General features: G+C 55.7%; 5 protein-coding genes. 1 reads left to right on the top strand and 4 read right to left on the bottom strand.

Features of this window, described 5'->3' with window-relative positions; genetic code table 11:
- The 4 genes from CIK92_RS07015 to CIK92_RS07000 form a co-directional block, all read right to left on the bottom strand.
- Positions 1-1039: N-acetylmuramoyl-L-alanine amidase (locus tag CIK92_RS07015; RefSeq protein WP_094388610.1), on the bottom strand; the 1039-nt coding region annotated here is incomplete at its 3' end.
- Between the two features lie 118 nt (positions 1040-1157).
- The gene (locus tag CIK92_RS07010; RefSeq protein WP_094388606.1) at positions 1158-2096 is read right to left on the bottom strand and encodes an SUMF1/EgtB/PvdO family nonheme iron enzyme; all 939 of its coding nucleotides are present in this window, start codon (positions 2094-2096) and stop codon (positions 1158-1160) included.
- Positions 2097-2209: 113 nt separating this feature from the next.
- Positions 2210-2587 carry a dihydroneopterin aldolase gene (folB, locus tag CIK92_RS07005; protein ID WP_022309784.1) on the bottom strand — a complete coding sequence of 126 codons (378 nt, stop codon included), beginning with the start codon at positions 2585-2587 and terminating at the stop codon, positions 2210-2212.
- Positions 2588-2639: 52 nt separating this feature from the next.
- Positions 2640-5207 carry an adenosylcobalamin-dependent ribonucleoside-diphosphate reductase gene (locus CIK92_RS07000; protein ID WP_094384467.1) on the bottom strand — a complete coding sequence of 856 codons (2568 nt, stop codon included), beginning with the start codon at positions 5205-5207 and terminating at the stop codon, positions 2640-2642.
- Between the two features lie 162 nt (positions 5208-5369).
- Between CIK92_RS07000 and CIK92_RS06995 the strand changes: the two genes are divergently transcribed.
- Positions 5370-6122 carry a nitroreductase family protein gene (locus tag CIK92_RS06995; protein WP_094388605.1) on the top strand — a complete coding sequence of 251 codons (753 nt, stop codon included), beginning with the start codon at positions 5370-5372 and terminating at the stop codon, positions 6120-6122.
- Positions 6123-6640: the final 518 nt, after the last annotated feature.

The following is a 6640-nucleotide window of genomic DNA, read 5'->3' as shown; positions in this document are numbered from 1 at the left end:
GTACTTGCGCGGGCGCTGTGGGAGCAGGGGCGGAAGTCTTGGCTTCGGCCTTCGGAGCGGAGGGAGCCTGGGCAGTGTCGGGGGTGGCTGCCTGGCGCTGGGCATCTACGGTGGCTGCCTGGCGCGTCATCGCTGTCTGGGGCTGCGGGGTGGCTGCGGGTGCCTGGGCTGCAAGCTGCTGCTTGCGATACTCGTCGGGTACGATCTGCGGCAACGCCCTCGGGGTGTTGTCGTCAGCCTTATAAGGTACGGTAATCTTGTCTGCAAATCGCATCTTGTACTGCAAGAAGGCGTTGAAGATGCCTTGGGTGTAGAGGGTGAGCGCTGCATCGGAGTTGAGGAAACGCTCTTCGTCGGGGGTGGATATGAAGCCGAGTTCCAGGAGGCAGCTGGGCATCGACGAGAGACGCAGCACGGCCAGATTGTTCTGGTGGGCGCCGGCATTGATACGTCCGGTGGCGCGGCACACCTCTCGCTGCATGAGTTTGGCAAGCTCCACACTGCGCTCGCGGTTCTTGTCGGCGATAAACTCAAACATGATGTCGCTCTCGGCAGAGTTCTGGTCTATGCCTTTATACACCTGCTTGTAGTCTTTCTCCATCAAGATTACGGAGTTCTCTCGCTTGGCGACATCGAGGTTTTCCATGATGCCCTTGTTGCCGGTGTTGGCTCCACGGCCCAACGTCCAGGTCTGGAAACCACGTGCCGAGCGGCTGCCTTCGACGGCGTTGATATGGAATGACATGAAGAGGTCGGCCTTGTTGCGGTTGGCGATTTCGGCACGGTCTATCAACTTGATAAACACATCACGCTTACGGGTATAGATGACTCGCACATCGGGGCAACGCTCCTCGACCATTCGGCCGAAGGCGAGGGCATAACGCAGGGTAAGCGTCTTCTCATTGGTTACGGCTCCGGGTGCGCCAAAGTCGTGACCGCCGTGGCCGGCGTCAATGACCAGGGTAAATCGGCGCCCGTCGGCCATCATCGGGATGGTAAGGAGCGCCAGCAAGAGAGCCAAGACTGTTCGCTTAATCATATCTACATGAATAACAATGCAAAATTAACAAATATTCATCATAAAACCGCCAGCGGCTGTCAAGTTTTATCATTTATTAAGTGTCTTCGGCGCCGTTACCATAAACCCGACGGAGCCATTAGTTTACAGACATGGCCAAACGCAGCCCGAGATGGCCATATTTTTCCTCTGGGGGCATCCCACCACGAGGGCGATGATATACTTTCAAATAGTCATATTTATCATCTTCCCAGACCGAGCCACCTCTAAAACAACGGCCATCTTTGTATGTACTTCTATCCGGTCCTTGGGGATTGGTAGTGGGACTATGGCGATAATAATCATCGTTATGCTTGTCCTGGCACCATTCATTCACATTTCCAGTCATATCATAAAGACCCAGTTCGTTGGGCTTTTTGGTTCCCACCTCTTTCTTGTCACCCAATGAACTCCAAGAATACCGCTTGGCATTACCTGCATGCCATCCTATTTCATCAAGATTGTAGCTTCCGCTATATCTATAACCACGACTGCGCTTGCCGCCACGTGCAGCATACTCCCATTCGGCCTCTGTAGGCAGACGGAAGTGGCGTCCGGTCAATTCGCTTAGCTTCTCTACGAAGTCCTGACAGTCATACCAGTTCACTTGTTCAACCGGATAGTTGTCTCCCGACGGATACTTTGACGGATTACTGCCCATCACAGCGGTCCAAAGCGCCTCGGTGACCTCATACTTGCAGATATAAAACGATCTGAGGGTAACTTTATGCGGCACTTCGATGCAGTACTCGTTATCCCAATCTCCATTGGGGTCGCCCATCATATACGTACCGCCCTCTACCAGCACCATATCGGCCATGAGTTTCTTGAGGTGGGAGCGCAGAGGCTCTGCCAGCGAGTTGATGTGGTCTACCTTCTTCGGATGGGCAGGCTTGGGCCTTACGGCACTTCTGCCGCGACTCTGGGGTTTCCTTACTGTTGGCTTGGGTTTGGTTGCTGCCGGTCTGCGGATAATTCCCTGCGCAGAGACTGTCACTGCGACCAGACACGACATGAGTATAATGACAATCGATTTCATAGATAAAACTTTTAGTTTGACTTATATGAGAGTGGAAATGAAAGATGGCGTAGGCGCACCGTAGTCCATGACCGTTTGGGGCATTCCCCCCCGCAGAGAATCTGCTCCCGGCGCTAAGCATGGTCATTGTCAAAGTGGAGTTCCACACCGGCACCACCCATATTGGTACCCATAGGCGGGTTGAGCTTGGTGAGTCTGATGTCAATACTCTTGACAAAGGCGAAGCGACGGAAGATGCGGTCGGCAATGCGGTAAGCCACGCGCTCGAGCAGATTGCTGGGCACCTGCATCTCCTGTTCGAGCACACGGTAGACATCGGCATAGTTGACGGTGTCGAGCACATTGTCGCTGAGCATAGCTTGGTCGACAGGATATTGCAGGCGCACGTCCATCAGATAGTCGTTGCCCACAATACGCTCCTGCGCCTCCACACCGTGATAGGCGTGAAAGCGCAGGTCTTGCAGATAAATATAACTGGAGTTGAGTTTCATCTTAGTGATTGCTATTATTATATATAAGGTGTCAACGATTATATATAAGGCATCAACCGCAACGGCTGGCACCGCAGTTGGTGCAGATGAGGCAGCCCTCCTGGTAGACAAGGGTTTCCTGTCCGCAGGCGGGGCACATCTGTCCCTTGGCCTGAGTACCGTCGGCGATGTACTTCTTGAGTGCGCGCTCCACGCCGTTCTTCCAAGTGTTAATGCTTTCATCATTAAGCTGGAGCGAACCTACAAGTTTGATGACGTGGTCGATAGGCATACGGTAGCGCAGCACACCCGAGATGAGCTTGGCATAGTTCCAATACTCGGGGTTGAACTTCTGAGACAAGCCCTCGACAGTAGTCTTGTAACCACGCTTGTTTTCAAACTGGAAGTCATAGCGATGGCTGCCGTCCTCGTTGGTCTGCTTGATTATCTTGCCACGGGTGACGGTCTTGGGCAGCACGATACCTTCCTCATCGTCCTGCAGACCGGTGAAGATTTCATAGGGATAGCCGTCGAGCAGTCCTACAAAAGCCACCCACTTCTCGCGGTTGTTCTGGAAGCGCACCACATCGCACACGAGTTCCTTGGGACGGGTCTCGGTGACAGCCGGACGCTGGCAGGGCGAAGCCGCAGCCTCGGCCTGATGGTTCTTCTCCTTCTTCTTGTCCTTCTTGCTTACCGACATCATCACGCCCGAGCGGCTGCCGTCGCGATAGATGGTACAGCCCTTGCACCCGGAGCGCCAGGCTTCGACGTAGAGACGGTTGACGAGAGCCTCGTCGACCTCGTTGGGCAGATTGACGGTCACGGAGATAGAGTGGTCTACCCACTTCTGGATGGCGCCCTGCATCTTGACCTTCATGAGCCAGTCCACATCATTGGCAGTAGCCTTGTAGTAAGGCGAGCGAGCTACCAGCTGGTCTATCTCTTCCTGCGAGTAACGCTTGTGGATATCCATGCCGTTGACCTCCATCCAGGTGAGGAACTTGCGGTGGTAGACGATATACTCCTCGAAGCTGTCGCCTACCTCGTCTACATAGTCCACATGCACGTCGGCGTCATTGGGGTTGACCTTACGGCGGCGCTTGTAGACGGGCATGAATACGGGCTCGATACCCGAAGTGGTCTGCGTCATGAGCGACGTAGTGCCTGTCGGCGCAATGGTAAGACAGGCTATATTGCGACGGCCATACTTGACCATATCGGCATAGAGCTCGGGGTCGGCCTCACGGATGCGTCCGATGAAGGGGTTGGCTTCCTCGCGGTGGGCATCGTAGATGGCAAAGGCGCCACGCTCGCGCGCCATGTCGACCGAGGCACGATAGACGCCAAGGGCGAGGGTACGGTGTACCTCGACGCTGAAGTCGGTAGCCTCCTGGGTGCCGTAGCGCAGGCCCATGGCAGCGAGCATATCGCCCTCGGCGGTGATGCCCACACCGATGCGACGGCCCTGACCGCTCTTGTGGCGTATCTTTTCCCAGAGATGATACTCGGCCTCCTTGACCTCATCGCTCTGGGGATCATGCTTGATTTTGTCCATTATCTGGTCTATCTTCTCCATCTCCAGGTCTACGATGTCGTCCATGATGCGTTGGGCAGCGCGGGCATGACGACGGAAGAGGTCGAAGTCGAAACGGGCTTCGGGGGTGAAGGGGTTGACCACGTAGCTGTAGAGGTTGACACACAGCAGTCGACAGCTGTCGTAGGGACAGAGAGGTATCTCGCCACAGGGATTGGTACTCACTGTGCGGAAGCCGAGGTCGGCATAGCAGTCGGGGATGCTCTCGCGGAGAATGGTATCCCAAAAGAGCACACCTGGCTCGGCGCTCTGCCATGCGTTGTGTACTATCTTCTCCCACAACTGGCGGGCATTGATGGTCTTTGTCATCATCGGCTGGTCGCTGTCGATGGGGAACTGCTGTACATAGTCGCTCCCGTCGACGGCTGCCTGCATGAAGGCGTCGTCGAGCTTCACGCTCACGTTGGCGCCAGTCACCTTGCCCTCGGTCATCTTGGCGTCGATAAACGCCTCAGAGTCCGGGTGCTTGATACTCACCGAGAGCATCAGCGCTCCACGGCGTCCGTCCTGCGCTACCTCACGTGTAGAGTTGGAGAATCGCTCCATAAAGGGCACCAGTCCGGTAGAGGTGAGGGCAGAGTTGTTGACGGGAGAGCCCTTGGGGCGCAGCTGGCTCAGGTCGTGACCCACGCCGCCGCGGCGCTTCATGAGCTGCACCTGTTCCTCATCGATGCGCATGATGGCGCCATAAGAGTCGGCATCGCCGTCGAGGCCTATCACAAAGCAGTTGCTCAGCGAGGCCACCTGATGGTTGTTGCCGATGCCCGTCATGGGGCTGCCGGCAGGCACTATGTATCTGAAATGGTCTATCACATCGAACACCTCCTGGGCGCTCATCGGATTGTCATAGTTGTTCTCTATTCGCGCGATCTCATTGGCTATTCGCCAGTGCATATCTGTGGGCGTCTGCTCATAGATGTTGCCCGCGCTGTCTTTCATGGCATACTTGTTGACCCATACTCGGGCTGCCAGCTCATCGCCGTCAAAGTAGGCGAGCGTGGCACGGTATGCTTCATCGTAAGAATATGTTTTCAGTTCGCTCATAACAAGTTGGATAATTATTATAATATGTCGGACTACAAAGCTACTACATTTTTTCAACATGAGCGAGCGTTTTCATGGAATTTTTCATAAAAGAAATCGATTATTTGTTTTCCGTTTTGGAAAACTTTAGATAACTTTGTCGCAGAAAAGTTTTCCAAAAAGATGACACAGTTTACTTCCAGGCGTTCCATACGCCGCTATACCCAGCAGCCCATTGACGAGGCGCTGCTCCATCGGCTGCTCAGCGATGCCGAACGTACCCAGACGATGGGCAACCTGCAACTATATTCGGTCGTAGTGACGCGCAGCGACGAGATGAAGGCGCGGCTCGCTCCCGCCCACTTCTCCCAGCCCATGGTGACCCAAGCCCCCGTGGTGCTCACCTTCTGTGCCGACTACAGGCGTACCACCCTGTGGGCAGAGCAGCGACAGGGCCATCCCGGATACGACAACCTGCTGAGTTTCATCAATGCCGCCACCGACGCCCTACTCTACTGCCAGACCTTCTGCAACATGGCAGAGGCCGAGGGGCTGGGGCTCTGCTTCCTGGGCACCACCGTCTACTGCCCCGAGGCCATCATCGACACCCTGCAGCTGCCCCCGCTGGTATTCCCCGTCGCCACCATCACTCTGGGTTGGCCCGACGAGCATCCGGCGCAGACCGACCGTCTGCCGTTGAGCGCCATCGTGCACGAGGAGACCTACGCCGACTATACGCCCGAACGCATCGACGCCGCCTATGCCGAGAAGGAAGCCACCGAGGAGAACCGCCACTTCGTGGAAATCAACAACGTGCAGACCCTCGCCCAGATATTCACCGACATCCGCTACACGCGCAAGGACAACGAGGCCATCTCTGCCACGCTCATCAAGGCGCTACGCCGACAGGGATTTCTCGACGACAGCCAGCCATAACCCAAACCCAGCACCCCACCCCACAAGACACGGGCAAGCCTCTATCCACAGAGACTTGCCCGTGTCTGCTGTTATAGGGAACAGCAGCAGGCGGCAAGGCTGCCAAGGCTGACGGCAATCCATGCATATTCTTACGCCAAGCCATATCGGTCGAGCCCAAAGCCCATTGACTCACGCCCGAAGCCCATTGACTCGCGCCCGAGAGCTCTTGGCTGGCTCGTATCAGAAGGCACGAGGCCACGTAACGAAAGGCACGGACTCACGTTTCAAACGACACGAGCCCTCGTTTCAATCGATACGAGCCGCCAGAGTTACCCTCCTGCTCAGCCGAGACAACCTCGTGACCGCCGGAGATAATCTCTGTACTCAAGTGATGACCTTGTGAAAGAAGGAGTATACTAACGGGAATAGCGGAAGCAAATCGGGGCGCGCTGCCGAGGCCCTCCGCACAGCCAGACATACGGGATAAAACGCAGAACGCAAATGCCGTGGGGGTGGGCATTTGCGTTCTGACTGTT

Source organism: Prevotella sp. P4-67, assembly GCF_002251325.1.
Taxonomy (GTDB): Bacteria; Bacteroidota; Bacteroidia; order Bacteroidales; family Bacteroidaceae; genus Prevotella.
The sequence above is the reverse complement of the archived record's forward strand: the minus strand, read 5'-3'. Positions and strand labels throughout refer to the sequence as shown.

Excerpts from the sequence above, each read along its gene's own strand:
- CIK92_RS07010 (WP_094388606.1), bottom strand. The coding sequence starts at position 2,096 with ATGAAATCGATTGTCATTATACTCATGTCGTGTCTGGTCGCAGTGACA.
- folB (WP_022309784.1), bottom strand. The coding sequence starts at position 2,587 with ATGAAACTCAACTCCAGTTATATTTATCTGCAAGACCTGCGCTTTCAC.
- CIK92_RS07000 (WP_094384467.1), bottom strand. The coding sequence starts at position 5,207 with ATGAGCGAACTGAAAACATATTCTTACGATGAAGCATACCGTGCCACG.
- CIK92_RS06995 (WP_094388605.1), top strand. The coding sequence starts at position 5,370 with ATGACACAGTTTACTTCCAGGCGTTCCATACGCCGCTATACCCAGCAG.